The sequence below is a fragment of the Saccharomonospora sp. CUA-673 genome, from assembly GCF_001942305.1.
In the GTDB taxonomy this organism is placed as follows: Bacteria; Actinomycetota; Actinomycetes; order Mycobacteriales; family Pseudonocardiaceae; genus Prauserella.
In genome coordinates this window covers 63850-78604 of sequence record NZ_MKKE01000017.1, presented here as the reverse complement: position 1 = coordinate 78604, position 14755 = coordinate 63850, and the positions used below count along the sequence as shown (strand labels likewise).

The 14755-nt window shown below is 67.1% G+C and carries 17 protein-coding genes and 1 pseudogene; 2 read left to right on the top strand and 16 right to left on the bottom strand.

Going from position 1 to position 14755, the window contains the following annotated elements; genetic code table 11:
- Nucleotides 1-95: 95 nt before the first annotated feature.
- The 12 genes and pseudogenes from BJF85_RS09980 to BJF85_RS09930 form a co-directional block, all read right to left on the bottom strand.
- Nucleotides 96-1319, bottom strand: coding sequence for a UDP-glucose/GDP-mannose dehydrogenase family protein (locus BJF85_RS09980; protein ID WP_075846780.1), 1224 nt, complete (start codon nt 1317-1319; stop codon nt 96-98).
- Between the two features lie 21 nt (nt 1320-1340).
- The gene (locus BJF85_RS09975; RefSeq protein ID WP_075846778.1) at nt 1341-2192 is read right to left on the bottom strand and encodes a phosphotransferase enzyme family protein; all 852 of its coding nucleotides are present in this window, start codon (nt 2190-2192) and stop codon (nt 1341-1343) included.
- The gene (locus tag BJF85_RS29940; protein ID WP_075846798.1) at nt 2189-2851 is read right to left on the bottom strand and encodes a histidine phosphatase family protein; all 663 of its coding nucleotides are present in this window, start codon (nt 2849-2851) and stop codon (nt 2189-2191) included. The genes BJF85_RS09975 and BJF85_RS29940 overlap by 4 nt, the downstream gene beginning before the upstream one ends.
- A gap of 216 nt (nt 2852-3067) precedes the next feature.
- Nucleotides 3068-3676, bottom strand: a pseudogene (locus BJF85_RS29935) (phosphotransferase); the annotation flags it as partial.
- Nucleotides 3677-4008: 332 nt separating this feature from the next.
- Entirely contained in the window at nt 4009-4443 is a 435-nt protein-coding gene (locus tag BJF85_RS27230; RefSeq protein ID WP_139320559.1) for a class I SAM-dependent methyltransferase, read from the bottom strand.
- On the bottom strand, nt 4440-4955 hold the full coding sequence (locus tag BJF85_RS09955; protein ID WP_075846776.1) for a topology modulation protein: 516 nt from the start codon (nt 4953-4955) through the stop codon (nt 4440-4442). Before BJF85_RS09955 ends, BJF85_RS27230 begins: the two co-directional genes overlap by 4 nt.
- Before the next feature lie 47 nt (nt 4956-5002).
- Nucleotides 5003-5323: a hypothetical protein gene (locus BJF85_RS28855; protein ID WP_222844505.1), complete on the bottom strand. Its 321-nt coding sequence runs from the start codon at nt 5321-5323 to the stop codon at nt 5003-5005.
- The gene (locus tag BJF85_RS09950; RefSeq protein ID WP_222844504.1) at nt 5284-6066 is read right to left on the bottom strand and encodes a hypothetical protein; all 783 of its coding nucleotides are present in this window, start codon (nt 6064-6066) and stop codon (nt 5284-5286) included. Before BJF85_RS09950 ends, BJF85_RS28855 begins: the two co-directional genes overlap by 40 nt.
- On the bottom strand, nt 6063-6548 hold the full coding sequence (locus BJF85_RS28850) for a carbamoyltransferase C-terminal domain-containing protein (protein WP_222844503.1): 486 nt from the start codon (nt 6546-6548) through the stop codon (nt 6063-6065). Before BJF85_RS28850 ends, BJF85_RS09950 begins: the two co-directional genes overlap by 4 nt.
- A complete protein-coding gene (locus BJF85_RS09940; RefSeq protein ID WP_255375528.1) occupies nt 6437-7621 on the bottom strand; it encodes a carbamoyltransferase N-terminal domain-containing protein in 1185 nt (394 codons plus the stop codon). Before BJF85_RS09940 ends, BJF85_RS28850 begins: the two co-directional genes overlap by 112 nt.
- 16 nt (nt 7622-7637) lie before the next feature.
- Nucleotides 7638-8963 (bottom strand): ISL3-like element ISPfr2 family transposase, encoded by a 1326-nt coding sequence (locus BJF85_RS09935; protein WP_075846770.1) that lies wholly within the window; start codon nt 8961-8963, stop codon nt 7638-7640.
- 587 nt (nt 8964-9550) lie between these two features.
- Entirely contained in the window at nt 9551-9862 is a 312-nt protein-coding gene (locus BJF85_RS09930) for a putative quinol monooxygenase (protein WP_075846768.1), read from the bottom strand.
- 107 nt (nt 9863-9969) lie between these two features.
- Here BJF85_RS09930 and BJF85_RS09925 point away from each other — a divergent pair, with 107 nt between their 5' ends.
- Nucleotides 9970-10911, top strand: a complete 942-nt coding sequence (locus BJF85_RS09925) for a GlxA family transcriptional regulator (protein ID WP_075846766.1) — start codon at nt 9970-9972, stop codon at nt 10909-10911.
- Nucleotides 10912-11742: 831 nt separating this feature from the next.
- Here BJF85_RS09925 and BJF85_RS09915 read toward each other — a convergent pair.
- Genes BJF85_RS09915 through BJF85_RS09910 form a run of 3 tightly spaced genes read right to left on the bottom strand, consistent with a single transcriptional unit; the run spans nt 11743 to nt 14056 of the window.
- Nucleotides 11743-12057, bottom strand: coding sequence for a metal-sensitive transcriptional regulator (locus BJF85_RS09915; protein ID WP_022916728.1), 315 nt, complete (start codon nt 12055-12057; stop codon nt 11743-11745).
- A 47-nt stretch (nt 12058-12104) separates the two neighbouring features.
- A complete protein-coding gene (locus BJF85_RS29930) occupies nt 12105-12329 on the bottom strand; it encodes a hypothetical protein (protein ID WP_255375523.1) in 225 nt (74 codons plus the stop codon).
- Nucleotides 12326-14056 (bottom strand): heavy metal translocating P-type ATPase, encoded by a 1731-nt coding sequence (locus tag BJF85_RS09910; RefSeq protein WP_255375522.1) that lies wholly within the window; start codon nt 14054-14056, stop codon nt 12326-12328. The genes BJF85_RS29930 and BJF85_RS09910 overlap by 4 nt, the downstream gene beginning before the upstream one ends.
- 57 nt (nt 14057-14113) lie before the next feature.
- On the opposite strand from BJF85_RS09910, the gene BJF85_RS09905 reads away from it, so the two are divergent.
- Nucleotides 14114-14332: a hypothetical protein gene (locus BJF85_RS09905; RefSeq protein WP_139320558.1), complete on the top strand. Its 219-nt coding sequence runs from the start codon at nt 14114-14116 to the stop codon at nt 14330-14332.
- Between the two features lie 141 nt (nt 14333-14473).
- On the opposite strand, the gene BJF85_RS09900 is transcribed toward BJF85_RS09905, so the two are convergent.
- Nucleotides 14474-14746: a hypothetical protein gene (locus tag BJF85_RS09900; RefSeq protein ID WP_075846762.1), complete on the bottom strand. Its 273-nt coding sequence runs from the start codon at nt 14744-14746 to the stop codon at nt 14474-14476.
- Nucleotides 14747-14755 lie beyond the last annotated feature (9 nt).

Here is a 14755-nt window from a genome sequence, read left to right as displayed (position 1 = left end):
CGCCGGCGTCGCTCACTCATCGTCGTCGAGTCCTCCTGCGCCCATCATCGGGCATCGGACTCTCACAACAACCGGACCACCACCCGGGGATCAGGTCAGCCGCGGGTGTCCAGTACGATATCGCCGCGCATGTCGTGGGCGAGGTTGTTCCATGGCAACGTGGCGAATTCGGGCCATTCGGTCAGTACGAGTACCGCATCGGCGTCCGCGATCGCGACAGCGGCTGTCGCCGTGAGCGTGAGCTGATCGAGTTCCGGAGTCGCGGAGGCATTGATCGCGGGGTCGTAGGCGGTGACGTGGACGCGACATGCCGCCAGCCGCCGGCCGATGTGCAGGGCTGGGGAGTCGCGCAGGTCGTTGGTCGCCGCTTTGAAGGTGAGACCGAGCAGTGCGACCCGCGCGCCGGCGAGCGGCCGCGGCAGGAGTTGTTCGAGGAGGGTGACGACCCGTCGTTGGTGATGGGCGTTGGCTTCGATTATGGAGTGGATGAGTCCGAGTTCCGCTGGGGTGCGGGCGCCGGTCGATATCAGCGCGTGGACGTCTTTGGGGAGACATGGGCCGCCCCAGCCGGGGCCTGCGTCCAGGTAGGCGTTTCCGATGCGGGGGTCGTGTCCGATGCCGGTGCGGACGTCGGTGATGTTGGCGCCGATGTGTTCGCAGAGCTCGGCCAGGGTGTTGGCGTAGGTGATCTTGAGTGCGAGGAAGGTGTTCGCCGCGTACTTGATGAGCTCGGCGCTTGTCGGGTCGGTTTCGACGACTGGGGCGTCGAGGTTGGCGTAGAGGGAGGACAGGTAGCGGGTCGATTCGGGCTCGTCGGCGCCGATGATGATGCGGTCCGGGTTGAGCCAGTCGTGAATCGCGTGTCCTTCGCGGAGGAATTCGGGATTACTGATTATCGCGATGTCGGGCCGCGCGAGAATGGTGGCGAGTTGCCGTTGGGTGCCTGGTGGAACGGTGGATTTGAGTATGATCCGCCGGCCGGGCGGGAGGTGTCGACGCAGGTGTGGCAGCCAACTCCGGACGGCTGCGAGGTCGGCGGAACCATCGACGCAGGCTGGCGTTGGCAGGCAGAGGAAGACGGCGTCGGAAACGCCGATCCAACTCCCGGGGTCAGTGGAGAAACTGAGGTGACCGGTCTGCTGGTGTGCGCGGACCATCTCGGAAAGCTCGGGTTCGAGCAGGTCGATCTCCCCAGCTTGGAGCCGGTGAACTCGTGCGGCGTCCGCGTCGATGGCGTGGACGCGGTGGCCGAGGTGGGCCAGGCATGCTGCGGTGGTTAGTCCGACGTAGCCGGCGCCGAGGACAGTCACGGTTTCCATGAGGTGCGCTCCCGTCAATGCTCAGTGGCCGAGGTTGGCGAGGAGTCGGCGGCCGAGATCGACGAGGTAGTCGTCTCCGTGCTGGAGTCCGTGCGCCATGCTCGTGACGGCTTCGAGGGCCGTGACGTGGTGCAGCACGGCGGTGTCGCTGGTGTCCAGCGGGCCATAGCCGTCGAGGAACGCCTCGCGCAGGTCTGGCCGCTGGGGCCATATTCGTGTCGCGAGGCGTGCCAGGTCTCGAGCGGCGAGGTCTTCGCGGCTGTTCTCGAAATCGATGACGCGGGTGCGTCGGTCGGTGTGCCACAACAGGTTTCGTGGTTGGAAGTCCAGATGGCAAGGCGCGACGCGGGCATGCGTGGTTGATCGGAGAAGACGAAGGTGTTCGCGTACGAGGTGGGCGTCGTGCTGGGTGATGTGATGGCCGAGCCGAGCGAGCCAGTGTTCGCCACGGTCGGCCAAGTAGTCGGTGATGTCGCTGGCGGCGGCTTGAGCGGGAAGGGCATGCAGTCGTGCGAGGACGCGGCCAGCATCGCGATGCGCGTCGCGTTCGTCGTCGGGGCCTAACGATTGGGTGTCCAGCGGCGTTCCTGGGAGTGCGGTGATGACGATCCCGTGCAGCTCGGGTGCGACGGCGATGAGTTCCGGGACAGTCGAACCGAGGTGCGGTGTCCAGGCGCGGTACGCGTGCACCTCCCGCTCATGCAAGGACGGTGACCGGTGCAGCTTGGCGATGAGATCAGTGTTGTCGCCTCGCATTTTCACCACGGTGCCGGTGGCATGACCGAGCTGACCGGTAGCGATCTCTACGGGCGTGTGGAGCGCGGACTCCGCGAGGTCGCGGAGGTGCGCAAGTGCGTCGGATTCGTGGCTCACGTGGTCACCTCCATCGGTGAGCGAACGTGGTTGGTGTCGTTGTGGCCCGCCAGCATCCAGACGTCGTGCCCGAACGTGTTGCGGTGACGCTGCCACCGCGTCAGGCACGAATGACCGGTGATCTGTCCTGCCAGCTCGGTGTCGTCGAGCGGCAGTGGGAGGAACAACGCGAAGCTGGCTTCGATGGTTTCGCCATGAGCCGCGATGAGGACACGTTCGCCCTCGTGCTCGTCGAGGATTCCGCGGAGCGCGGCACGGCAGCGCGAGATGAACTCGTTCCAGGTTTCGGCCCCGGCGGCGATGGGCCGGTCCGGGTACCGCTGGGGCCTGCCGCCGAAGCGTCGCTTGATCGCCGTCCACGGCTGTCCGTCGGCCTCGCCGTGATCGTGGCCGCGCAAGGCGGGTTCGACGCGAGTTTCCAGGTTCAGCTGGTCCGCGAGGTGCGCGGCGGTTTCAACGGTGCGTCGTCGTGGACTCGTGTAGAGGGCGGTGATCGGAGCGGTGGCGTGTTCCTGTTTAAGGCGTGTGGCGAGCCGGCGGACTTGAGCGTGGCCCTGGTCGGTGAGGCCTGTGCAGGTCGCTTCGCCACCGACGATGCCGGCGACGTTGCAGTGGGCCTCGCCGTGGCGCGCGAGGATGAGTTCGGTGGTGACGGGCATGCGCTTATCGACTCCTTGATGGCAGTGGCTGCGGGAGGCCACGAGGACGTCACTAGCGGACCAGGGGCGGGTGTGTTTCCAGCTGTGGGTGTAGTGGCGGCCGATCCAGGGGGCGGTGAGTAGGTGGTGGAGTTCGGCCCACACTTGGACGTATTCCAGCGGGCATTCGGCCGCGCTGATTCCCATCGCCGTGCGGTAGGTCTCGAGTGTGTTGAGCACTAGCTCGCGAGGGAGGTCACCGAAGGTCATGGCGAGGGTGACGATGAATTTCGCGAGGTCGTATCCGACGGGGGCGAGTGTGAGGGTGTCGAAGTCGACCAGGACGGGACCGCGCGTGGGCGAGATGATCACGTTGCGTGGGTTGGCGTCCTTGTACAGGGCGGCGGGTAGGTCCGCGGCGAGCCAACGGTCGACGATATCGCTGGACAGTGGGCTCGACACGGACGCGAGCGCCGTACGCAGGCGGGCTCGGCGTGGTGGGGCGAATCCGGAGATCGTGTGCCCGCTTGGTAGGAGGTACGGCTGGTTCACGTCGACGCGGTCCAGCCCGGCGTCCCACGCGGCTCGGTGTACTCGCCCGAGCGCCTCGGCCACGACGACCGCGTCTCGCGGTGTCGCGGTGGGTCCGGCAACGAACTCGAATTCGACCGCGGTGCCGATGTTCTGAACCACCACGGGCAGATCCACGTCTGCGTCGAGCCCGACGAGCCATCGGTGGTGTTCGATGGCCGCACGGGCGCTGGCGGCGTCGCGGAACGTCTTGCGGAAGGTGCGTGGTGTCATGTCGCGCTCGCCACGACGTAGGTCACGGTGGACTCGGTCGTTACTCCGTGTCCCTTCAGGACGGAAGCGAACCGTTTTGCCAAGGTTTCCGGGTCATAGTGGGAGTATCTGGGGTTCGTCGCGAGGTACGCGGCGAGATGGTCGGCGTCAGCGAATCGGAACCGATGGCGGTCGTGACGCACGGCCTGGACTCGAAGTTCCTCCGAGACCACGGACTCCGCGTTGCCGCTGTGGAAGCTGTCATACAGCGACGACCGGCTGTGGGCGTCGGGGGCGAGCCCGGACGCGGCGGCAAGCTCGTCGAGCGTCGCGTAGCTGTCGGCGGATTTGGTGACGAGGATGGCCCGGCCGCCCGGGCGCAGACAGCGGCGAAACTACGCGAGCACGGTTTCCGGTGCTGGCGAGTGGTAGAGGCAGAATGCGGCGACGACGACGTCGCAGTCGTCGTCGGGCAGTGGAATGTCGTGGAAGTCGGCCGCGACGAAACCGACGCGCGCCGCGCCGTCGGGAACGTTGTCGCAGACGCGGCGGCGGGCTTCCGCCAACAACGCTGGTGACGCGTCCAGCGCGGTGACCTCGCGCGGCCACCATCGCCGCGTGAGGTGTGCTGTCGTCCCACCTCGTCCGCATCCGACGTCGAGCAGATGATCGGGGCCAACTTGTCCGAAACCCGCCATGACGCTCGCAACCGGTTCACCCTCGATCTTCGCGTCATGCAGCGCTGCGGTGCGTTGCGTGAGTCGGCTCGCGCCCCCGTAGAGTGCGTCACGGCGGCGTTCGTCGAGGAACGGGTTGGTGGATTCAGTCATGATCGGCGTGGGCCTGTGGAGAGGCTGGCGAGGTAGCGGCGCGCGGCGCGGCGGCTGGTGAGGGTGACGACGGTGCCCGCAGCGTGCTCGTCGAGCAGCGCCCGCACCTTCGGGCGCATGGTCTTGCGGTAGCCGAGGATGTACTTGACGAAGCCCCAGTTCAGGTTCCCGCGCAGGTGGCGCGACAGCTCATCCGAGCCGCGGTGCTGCCTGCGGCGCCTCAGGATGCCCCACAGACACACCAATGGGTGGATGTCAAGGAAGATCACGACGTCGGCTGCGGCGAGCCGGATGGGCATGGTCGAGGCGTAGTTGCCGTCGAGAATCCACTCCTCGCCCGCGACCAGCTGTCGTTGGACGGCTGCGAACTCCTCCTGACTCAGCGGGTTCCAGTCCTGGTCGTAATAGACCATGTCGAGGTGGGTCACGGGGAGATCAAGACGGGTGCTGAGTTGGCGGGCGAGGGCCGATTTTCCTGATCCGCCACAGCCACAGATGGCGATCTTCTGCACGGGGTTCCCTCCGGAATCGGGTCCGAGTGGGCGGTGTTGACGAGTGTTCACGGTGCCAGGCTTGTCAGCTCGGTTCGGGCAGCAGGCAAGAGCGCGTCGAGGTGATCGAGCTGGGTACTGAAGCGAAACAGCTCCAGCCGTGCGGCGCACGCCGTCAGTAGCTCCGCCCGATGCCGCTCAGGCATATCCATCAGTCGCGACACGCGGTCGGCCGTGTCACTGCCCGAGGTGACGTGAAGACTGGTCGGGACGAACCGCGCGGCGGACCGGATCGTGCCGGGAGTCAGAGGTAGGCATCCGGCCAGGACCGCCTCGAAGATCCGCTGTGTCATATGCCCGCGACGCGCATACCGTTCGGGCAGCAGCACGGTCGAGACCGCGTCACGGTAAAGGTCCTCGACAACGCTGAACGGAACTCTGCCGGCGAACCGCACGTGCGGCCACCGGTCGGTATCGGTCCACTTCCCGGCGACGCGGTGGGCATGCCGCGCGGCGGCCGGGGCGAAATAGGTGTCGAACGCGGCGTCGCGATCGTATTGGTTGCCGACGTACACCAACGGCCACTGCCGGGCGCGGCGGTGACCGCACGGGGGTCGAAGGAGTCGAGGACCTCGTCAGCGATCGGGAACAACAGACTGTGGGCACCAGGGCTGGGGTGTAGAGCCGGTTCGGCCACGGTGATGCTCGGGTGCCGGCGCAGGTGATCGTCGGCGGGGAGCCGTTGGTCTTTGTCCCAGAGGATCGTCGGCAAGCCCTGTTCGGCGTAGTGATCCAGCAGTTCCCGCTGACGATGCAGGTCACATGTGTGGCCCGGTTGGCCGCAGGGTGTCGTGTTGCGGCCGGGGATGGGCCAACGCCATTCGAGGACGAGCACGTCGATGTCGGGCAGTCCGTCGGCCCACGTGTAGGTCTCGCGTAGGTCGGTGCCCGCTTCGGTGAGGTCGCGGTTGGCTTGGAGGAACACGACCTGATGCCCGGCGGCGATCAGCCCGTCCATCAAGGTGCGGCGGTGGCTGCGCCCGCCGTCCGGGGTGTCGGTGACGCCGGATCCGAGGAAGCCCCAGAAGCTGTATCCGATGCGCAGCCCGGACGCGGTGGTGGTGCTCGTCATCGCGTCACCCACCGACCGTCGAGCAGGAGTGCGTCGATGCCGGACTCGGTCAGGCATTCCAACGCCATCTCCGGGGTGCCACAGATGGGCTTGCCCTTGATGTTGAGAGATGTGTTGATCAGCACGGGAACCCCCGTGATAGCCGCGAACTCGGTCAGTACCTCGGCCAACAGCGGATTCTGCTCGGCGTCCACGGTCTGTACGCGAGCGGTGCCATTGGTGTGCACGATGCTCGGGACGAGCTGCCGGGCCAGATCGGTCACGGGGGCCGCCATCGACATGAACGGGGACGACTGTCGCAGAGAGAAGTAGTCCGCGGCCTTGTCGGCGAGTACGACCGGCGCGAAGGGTCGGAATGGCTCGCGATACTTCACCGTCGCGTTGAGCCGATCGACCACACCAGGGTCAAGCGGGGAGGCGAGGATGGATCGGTGCCCCAGCGCCCGTGGACCCGCCTCGAGCCTGCCGGTGAACAGACCCACGATCTTCCCGTCGGCGAGTTCTCGAGCCAGCTTGCGGGCCGGGTTGTCCACGGCACGCACGCGCAGCCCGCTCGCAGCCGCAATAGTGGGGTCAGGGAAGCTCGGCCCGAGGTAGCAGCGCCCGCCACGCCGACCGGCAGCGTCCCCCGCGCCCGCACCCATTGGTCGATCGCGGCGCCGATGGCAGTGCCCGAGTCTCCAGGTGCCGGGGGAACCATCACCTCGTCGACCAGGTCGCTCTCGGCGATGCGGCCGATGCTGACGCAGTTCATTGCGACCCCGCCGCCCACACAGAGCGTGCTCTGACCAGTTTGGCGGGCCGCCTGCGAGGCGAGGTGGAGCATGACCTGCTCGGTGCGTTCCTGCAGGGCCGCGGCGAGATCACGGTGCACCGCCTCGACCGGTTCGTCGGGTCGGCGGGCGTGGCATCCGCGCTCGACGAACGCGCGCGTGATCCGAGGTGCTCTCCCGGACAACACGCGCAGGTGAAACAACGTCGGGTCTACGGTGAAGCCCGTCTCGGTGAGCCGCACCGCGTCGGAGAACAGGTTCCGGAATCGAGCCGGGTCGCCGAGCGCGGCCAGGGCCATCACCGTTCCTTCCTCGTCGCCGCGCCGCCAGCCGAGATGCTCGGTCACCGCACCGTAGACATAGCCAAGCGAGGCGGGATCGGACAGCGCTGCGAGTTGTTGATAGTGCACCCGCTCGCTGGAGGAATCCGCCAGGGCAATGCTGGTGGTGGCGGTTTCGCCCAGACTGTCGGCCACCAGCACGGCTGCCCGGGAGCGGCCCGAGGCGGCGAAGGCATACAACCCATGTGCCCGGTGATGCGGCACCGCGACCACACGCGCGCGCGGAAACCGAGCTCGAAGCTGCCCCAGGCGGTCGCGAGTGCGGTAGGCGACCTTCACGAACGAGCGCGCACGCGGTAGAGCACGCGCGGCGGTGCCACGACGCACCGCGTAGCGCGCCGAGGCGACAGCCGCAGGCAAGTACCGAGTGGGGACGAAGTTGTAGGCCACGACGTCGATGTCGTGAGTGGACAACCCGGCGACATCCAATAGCCACGCGATAGCGTGGGTTGGGGGCTCATCCCAATCGGGGGTGTAGGAGTTGGGGTCTGAAGCCGCCGGTCTCGAGCAGGCTTCGGGCGATGTAGTTGGTCAGGTTGCGGAACCCGAGTGCGGAGCCGCGCAGGTGTTCGAGCCGTCCGTTGAGCGCCTCGGTCGGCCCGTTGCTGGTGCCGGGTCGTTCGAAGTAGGCGAGCACGTCAGCGGCTCGCTTCTTCAGGGTCCGGCCCAGGGTGGTGAGCTCGGTGAGCACCTTGGGGACGCCGGCGCTGAGGTCGGTGATCAGCTTCTCCATGAGCTCGCGGCCACGTTGCCGGTCCTCGTGGCGATAGGCGGCGATCATGCGCTGGTAGACACCCCAGGTCGCCTCGACCTCGACGTGAGCGTCATCAACGAACAGCGCGCGTAGCCTGTCGCTCTGCTTGTCGGTGAGCAGGTCCGCGCCGGTGTGCAGCGTGCGCCGCGACTTGTAGAGCGGGTCGTCCCTGAACCCACGGTGCCCGTGGATCGCGAGTTGGACCCGGCGCCGGCACCTGTCGAGGGCGTCACCGGCCAGGCGCACGACGTGGAAGGGATCCATCACCGTGACCGCGTCCGGGATCTCCTCTGCAGCGGCGGTCTTGAACCCGGTGAAGCCGTCCATCGCGACCACCTCGACCGCGTCACGGAAGGCGTCGTCGCGGTCGGCGAGCCAGGTCTTGAACGCCGCCTTCGACCGGCCCTCGACCATGTCCAGCAGCCTTGCTGGGCCGGCGCCATCGCGAACCGGGGTGAGGTCGATGATCACGGTGACGTACTTGTCGCCACGCCTGGTGTGGCGCCAGACGTGCTCATCGACGCCAATGACCTTCACGCCCTCGAACCGCGTGGGGTCGTTGATCAGCAGTCGCTTGCCTTCGGCCAGGACCGCGTTGTTGGCGGTGTCCCACGCGACCCCGAGTCCCTCGGCGACACGTGCGACGGTGAGGTGTGCGACCACGATCCCTTCCAGCGCCCACCGCAGCCCGGTGCGCGAGAGCTTCGCGCGTGGCTCCGCCGCGGCGCTGGTGTCTTGGCGCCACACGTGTCCGCAGTCGGCACAGCGGTAGCGGCGCACTACAACTTCCAGCACGGTCGGTCGCCAGCCCAGCGGCTCGTGGGCCAACCGCCGGATCACGGTGTCACGAGCAGCGCCTTCGCTGCCGCACCGTCGGCACCACTGATCTGGTTCCACCACGCGGCACGCGAGGACCGCACGATCCGGCTCAAGTTGTTGTCCGGTCACGCTCAGACCGAGGCCGTCGAGTCGAGCGAAGGCGGTCAGGTCAGGGCGGCCGAAGCCGGCCGGCGGGGTAGCGTCGGTCACGTCGAGGTCTTTCGGATGGATGGCGTAGGAACCTCCGTCGTCGGGAGACCTCGACGTCTATCTGCGGAGCGACGCGCCCGGCCGACCTACACCCTCATCTGGGAAGACCCCTGAGACGTCTTCGCCGACGACGGGACCGCCGAGGAGGAGGGCGCGGTGAGCTAAAAGAATGGAGCTTGCTCGGCTTCGACGCCGCCGCAAGCTCCGGTGAAACGGTCGGTACTGGTCGGTCGTCGTCGGTCACCACCGGATGGCGGCGTCCCCCACGCTCGGCGTTTGCGCAGGTCAGCGGCTCGTTCGCCCAGTGGGCGCATCAAGCGATAGACGCAAAGCCGACGTGATTAGGTCGTCGGTTCGATTCCGACAGGCGGTTCGGTTCTGGTGGTCGCGCGATGCGCTGGCCTCACGGCTCTGCCCGACACCGACGTCGCTCTCCTCTGCGACGGACCCCTCGCCGGCTGAGCGCTCGCGGCCCGGCATCCTGTCCGTGTGCCGATAGGCCTCGCACCGCTCGGCAACGCAGCGTGGCGTTGCGTCGCGACCTGGCGACGGCTCGGCGGGGCGCGATCGTCTCGTGCGTTGGCGGACTACGGGAGCTTGGACGCGAGGACGTCGGCCGCCAGGATCTCGGGTGCTGCGCTGAGGAGGTGCTGGTTGGCCATCAGGGCTGCGACGATGGCGCCGTTGGCGTGGGCGTCGCGAGCGGCCTCGTCGTGGAATGCATCGAAGATCCAGAAGGTGTCGGCGTGGGTCCTGACCGCGAACCAGACAATCGTTCCTACTTCTTCGTTGGCGAGTGCGACAGCGCCGGCGAGCAGATCGGCGAGCGCGTCGTGCTGTCCATCGGCCGCGACGATCTTGGCGACGAAGGCATACGGAAGTGATGCGGGTGTTGACATGAGGGACTTTCCTTGAAGTCGTGGTTCTTCGTGGGACGAGTTCAGCGTATGACGAGCGAGGGCCGGTGGGTAGTGGCGTATACGGCAGTATTGCTATTGTTTACGTCATGCGTATCGGACTGATCGCGATCGACGGCTGCTTCGGTTCGGCGGTCGCGTCGGTCATCGACATCGTGCGGGTGGCCGACGGAGCCCGCGGCGATGTCGACCCGCGGATCGACCCGATCGAACTCGCCATCCTCGGACCGAAACGGCGAGTGACCACGACGGCATCGATGACCCTGTCGGTGGACCACCCGCTGTCGGAGTCCGCAGAGTTCGACGTGGTCGTCGTCCCTGCGCTTGGAACCCTTACGGCCGCCGCTACCAACGACGCCCTCCAGAGCCGAGATGCTCGTTCGGTCATCGCCTCGCTCGGGCGCCTCGACGAGGCGACCACCCGGATCGCCGCGGCGTGCACCGGCGTGTTCGCTGTCGCCGAGACCGGACGGATGCATCATCGGCGGGCGACGACCAGCTGGTTCCTGGGGCCGGAGTTCCTGAAGCGCTATCCGACCGTCGCCCTCGATCTCGACACCATGGTCGTGGTCGACGGGAACCTCGTCACCGCCGGCGCCGCGTTCGCCCACATCGACCTCGCGCTCTCACTCGTGCGATCGATCAGCCCCGACCTGGCCCAACATGTCGCCAAGCTCCTCATCATCGACGAGCGTCCGTCGCAGGCGGCCTTCGTCGCCTACGAACATCTCTGGCACGAGGACCCGATCGTCGTCGAGTTCGAACGCTTCGTGCGCGCCCGCCTGGACGAACCGTTCAAAGTCGCCGTCGTCGCGCAGTCGCTCGGCACCAGCCGGCGCACCCTCGAACGACGAGTCCGTGCGGCGCTCAACCTCACTCCGCTCGGCTTCGTCCAACGGCTTCGCATCGAACGAGCTCGGCACCTCTCAGCAACCACGGACCTCACCTCCGCCGAGATCGCGCTACGGGTCGGCTACGCGAACGCCGAGACTCTGCGCTCCCTCCTGCGCAGGGAGCGACGCCGTTCCTGACCTATCGCCATGCCTGTAGCCGGTGTCCTAGCGCTCGACTGGAACCACCTCTCAGCACGTCGCGTCGACGCTCCTGCGTCGCCCCTGGACGACCCACTCGACACGCCCGCAGCACAGGCCATGTGACGTGTCCCGGCTTCCCGGACGGTCGGGGTTGGGTGGCTGTGATGTCGCTGCGTTCTCGTCGAGGGGGGCAGCAGACTCGATCAGGGTCGACTGGGATGAGACGCGAAGGCGGTCAGGTCAGGGCGGCCGAAGCCGGCCGGCGGGGTAGCGTCGGTCACGTCGAGGTCTTTCGGATGGATGGCGTAGGAACCTCCGTCGTCGGGAGACCTCGACGTCTATCTGCGGACCGACGCTCCCGGCCGACCTACACCCTCATCTGGGAAGAGCCGCCAAACTCGCTAAGCAATATTGCTGATCCGGCGCGGACGAAGATCAGTTTCACGCAGTCATAGGCCACGGGCACGATGGGCCGGTGTATTGCTCGCGTTCGTGCGACGACCGGCCGGTCGAGATCGAACGTATCGAGGGCCGCCATCTCGACTCACCGGAGCTGCGACTCGTCCTGACGGCCAGCGCTTCCGGTTCCCCTGACGCGGAACACGTATGGGATGCCGGGATGCCTCACGGGCGGGCGCCGAGGCTGGCCTCAGCAGCAGGCTTTCACGGCGCGAATGGTGACTTCCAACACCCACTGAGTGCGTCCCGTGGTGCTGGAGGCCCGCCAGCTCGCGTCGCCAGAAGTTGAGGCGCGGAAGGTCACCATTTCCGTGGCAAGTGACAATGCTCTGACGATGATGTTTGAAGAGCGCATGCGACCGTGGTCCCTTACGACTTGACTAGTCGAGCGATGGCGTCGGAGGCTTCCTTGATCTTCTCCTCGGCCTGTGGCCCGCCAGCCTTGGCGGCGTCCACGACGCAGTGCTTGAGATGGTCGTCGAGCAAGCCGAGGGCGACGTTCTCCAGGGCGGAAGTCAGGGCGCTGATCTGGGTGAGAATGTCGATGCAGTAGGTGTCCTCATCGATCATTCGGTGGATGCCGCGTGCCTGGCCCTCGATGCGCTTGAGACGAGCCAGGTAGCGGTCCTTGTCATTGATATAGCCGTGGCTGGCTTCGGCCGTTGGCGTGGTGATGGTTTCCATCGTATTTCTCCTGTTTGTATGGTGTCCGCTCCGGGAGCTGACAGTGCTTATCTGGATGCCGCGCGGTCAAGGGTCTTGGCCGTGCTGGCCTCAGGCGTCAGGTCAAGGCGGCGCAGCAACTGGGCGTTGAGCGCGACCACCACGGTCGAGGCGGACATCAGGATCGCGCCAACGCTCATCGGCAGAACGAATCCGATCGGTGCGAGGACGCCGGCTGCCAGCGGGACGGAGATGAGGTTGTAGCCGGCAGCCCACCAGAGGTTCTGCTTCATCTTCCGGTATGAGGCCCGGGAGAGGTCGATGACCGAGAGCACCGAGCGCGGGTCCGAGCTGGCCAGGATGACTCCGGCGGAGCCGATGGCCACGTCGGTGCCGGCGCGATGGCGATGCCGACATCGGCCTGGGCCAGGGCCGGAGCGTCGTTGACTCCATCGCCGACCATGGCCACCTTGCGGCCCTCGTGCTGGAGTTCGGCGACCTTGGCGGCCTTGTCCTCGGGCCGGACCCCGGCGAAGACTCGGTCGATGCCAAGTTCGTTCGCGACGGTGTCGGCCACCGCCTGAGCATCGCCGGTGATCATGACGACCTGCGCACCGGCGGCGTGCAGCGCGTCGACGGCGTCACGGGACTCCGACCGGATCTCATCGGCCAACCGCAGGGCACCGATCACCTGACCGTCGGCGAGGATGTGGAGGATGATCGCACCCTCGGTGCGCCACTGATCGGCGACGGAGAGTTCGTCGAGGCCATGCTCGTTGAGGAGGTAGGGGCCGCCGACCTCGACCACCGTGCCGCCCACTGTCGCCTTCACTCCAACTGCCGGCGAGGAGGAGAAGTCGGTCGCCTTGGACACGTCCAGCTCACGGGCGCGCGCCGCCCCGACCACGGCCCTGGCGAGCGGGTGCTCGCTGTCGGTCTCGGCCGCTGCGGCCAGAGCCAGCACCTCGTCTTCGGTGTGTCCCTCGATCGGTTCGATCCCGGTGACGGTGGGCTCGCCCTTGGTCAGGGTGCCGGTCTTGTCGAACAGGACGGTGTCCACTGTTCGCATCGACTCCAGCGCGAGACGGTCCTTGACCAGCACTCCACCGCGGGCGGCGCGTTCGGTGGCGATCGAGACCACCAGCGGGATCGCCAGTCCCAGCGCGTGCGGGCAGGCGATCACCAGCACGGTGATCGTGCGCACCACCGCCGCATCCGGCATCCCCAGAACACTCCAGATCACGGCGGTGATCGCGGCCGCACCGAGTGCGAACCAGAACAACCAGGCCGCCGCCGTGTCGGCGATGCGCTGAGCGCGCGAGGACGATGCTTGCGCGTCGGCCACCAGTTTCTGGATACCTGCCAGGGCGGTGTCCTCGCCGATGGCGGTGACCTCGACCCGCAAGCCTGAATCGGTGGCCACCGTGCCGGCGACCACCTGCTCACCGGTCTCGCGTCGGACGGACCTGGATTCGCCGGTGACCATGGATTCGTCCATGCTGGCCGAGCCGTCGGTGATCCTGCCGTCGGCGGGCACCGAGGCGCCGGGGCGCACGATGACGATGTCACCGACCGCGAGGTCGGCCGGAGCGACTTTGACCACGTCGTCGCCGTCGACCTTCTCGGCCTCATCGGGCAGCAGGGCCGCCAAGGAATCGAGCGCGGAGGTGGTCTGTGCCAGGGAGCGCATCTCGATCCAGTGGCCCAGCAGCATGATGACGACCAGCAGCGCCAGTTCCCACCAGAAGTTCAGCTCATGATCCAGCAAGCCCAGGCTCGCGCCCCAGGAGGCGATGAACGCCACGGTGATCGCCAGACCGATGAGAAGCATCATGCCGGGTTGGCGGGCGCGGATCTCGGAAAGCGCGCCGGTCAGGAACGGCCGGCCGCCCCAGAGATACATCACGGTGCCCAGGACTGGGGAGACCCACCACACCCATCCGACGTCGGGGAGCTGGTAGCCCAGGAGGTCGGCGAACATCTCGTTGAAGCCCACCACCGGTACCGCCAGGACGAGCATGATCCAGAACAGTCGCCTGAACTGCCCGACGTGATCCCCGTGGCCTGCGTGACCGCCGTGGTCCTCGTGCCCGGAGTGGTGCTGGCCGGCCTGACCGTGATCGCCATGGTGGCCGGCGTGCTCGTCACGGTGTGCAGGGTCATGGTCTGCACTGCCATGATCGGCATGCTCGTGATGGTGTTCGGTGTGGCCCTCGCTGCCGGCGTGCTCGTCCCTGTGATCGGGATGACCCGAGTGCGTCCTGGGATGGCCTGGGTGTTTCTCGTGTGCCGCTGACGGTGTCTGCGTGCGGTGGTGGTCGGGGCGCATCGTGGTGCTCCTATCTGTTACCCCGGTACGGGTATATGGCGAGTGAGGGGGAACCCGGCTCGTCTTCGGTGGCGCACCGCACGAGCCGGGTTCCTCGCTCGTGGGGTGTTAGGCGGCGTCCACGTACCGGTCGGGGTCGGCGTCGAAGAGCGGCCCGCAGGAACCGCAGCACAGCCAGTACCGCTCACCCTTGTAGTCGCGGAAGAGGCCGGCGGCTTCGGCCTCGGTCTTCACGACGGGGGTGCCGACCATGACCGGGCACTCGGCCATGTCTGCGGCAGGGACCTGCGCGTCGGAGTCGGTGCTGGGCGCGTGGCCGCAGCAGCTTCCTCCCGCGGAGCCCGAGGTGTCAGCGAGGTTGAGGTTCTCATGTGCAGTCATCAGGTGTGT

Bases quoted from the DNA above. Each gene is read 5' to 3' on its own strand.
- BJF85_RS09910 (WP_255375522.1), bottom strand. From the start codon at position 14,056: ATGCTCGTCCTGGCGGTACCGGTGGTGGGCTTCAACGAGATGTTCGCC.
- BJF85_RS27230 (WP_139320559.1), bottom strand. From the start codon at position 4,443: ATGACTGAATCCACCAACCCGTTCCTCGACGAACGCCGCCGTGACGCA.
- BJF85_RS29930 (WP_255375523.1), bottom strand. From the start codon at position 12,329: ATGAAGCAGAACCTCTGGTGGGCTGCCGGCTACAACCTCATCTCCGTC.
- BJF85_RS09900 (WP_075846762.1), bottom strand. From the start codon at position 14,746: ATGACTGCACATGAGAACCTCAACCTCGCTGACACCTCGGGCTCCGCG.
- BJF85_RS09925 (WP_075846766.1), top strand. From the start codon at position 9,970: ATGCGTATCGGACTGATCGCGATCGACGGCTGCTTCGGTTCGGCGGTC.
- BJF85_RS09980 (WP_075846780.1), bottom strand. From the start codon at position 1,319: ATGGAAACCGTGACTGTCCTCGGCGCCGGCTACGTCGGACTAACCACC.
- BJF85_RS09915 (WP_022916728.1), bottom strand. From the start codon at position 12,057: ATGGAAACCATCACCACGCCAACGGCCGAAGCCAGCCACGGCTATATC.
- BJF85_RS09950 (WP_222844504.1), bottom strand. From the start codon at position 6,066: ATGACGAGCACCACCACCGCGTCCGGGCTGCGCATCGGATACAGCTTC.
- BJF85_RS09930 (WP_075846768.1), bottom strand. From the start codon at position 9,862: ATGTCAACACCCGCATCACTTCCGTATGCCTTCGTCGCCAAGATCGTC.
- BJF85_RS29940 (WP_075846798.1), bottom strand. From the start codon at position 2,851: ATGCCCGTCACCACCGAACTCATCCTCGCGCGCCACGGCGAGGCCCAC.